We start from the raw sequence: 670 nt of genomic DNA, 5'->3' as shown, positions 1-670 counted from the left end.
CCGAGGTCGATCAGGCGCTTGATCACGAACGGCTTGAACAGCTCGAGCGCCATCTGCTTGGGCAGACCGCACTGGTGCAGCTTCAGCTGGGGTCCGACGATGATGACCGAACGACCCGAGTAGTCGACGCGCTTTCCGAGCAGGTTCTGGCGGAAGCGACCCTGCTTTCCCTTGAGCATGTCGCTCAGGGACTTGAGGGCGCGGTTACCGGTACCGGTGACGGGGCGACCACGGCGGCCGTTGTCGAACAGTGCGTCGACGGCCTCCTGCAGCATGCGCTTCTCGTTGTTGACGATGATCTCGGGGGCACCGAGGTCGATCAGGCGACGGAGGCGGTTGTTGCGGTTGATCACGCGACGGTAGAGGTCGTTCAGGTCGGAGGTGGCGAAGCGGCCACCGTCGAGCTGGACCATCGGGCGCAGCTCCGGCGGGATCACCGGAACGACGTCGAGCACCATCGAGGCCGGCGACATGCCGGTCTGCAGGAACGCGTTGACGACCTTCAGGCGCTCGATCGCGCGGATCTTGCGCTTGCCCTTGCCCCCGGAGATCTGCAGGTGGAGGCTGTCGGCCTCGGCCCGCCGGTCGAAGGTCCCGCGGCCACGCTTGATCGACTCCGCCCCCCTGTGGGCAGTGAAGTACTGACCGAAGCGGACCTGCCGTTCGTGGG

General features: G+C 66.1%; 1 pseudogene. It reads right to left on the bottom strand.

Features of this window, described 5'->3' with window-relative positions:
- Positions 1–670, bottom strand: a pseudogene (locus tag NS283_RS17760) (DNA-directed RNA polymerase subunit beta'); the annotation flags it as partial.

Source organism: Microbacterium testaceum, assembly GCF_001476285.1.
GTDB classification, from domain to species: domain Bacteria; phylum Actinomycetota; class Actinomycetes; order Actinomycetales; family Microbacteriaceae; genus Microbacterium; species Microbacterium testaceum_B.
The sequence above is the reverse complement of the archived record's forward strand: the minus strand, read 5'-3'. Positions and strand labels throughout refer to the sequence as shown.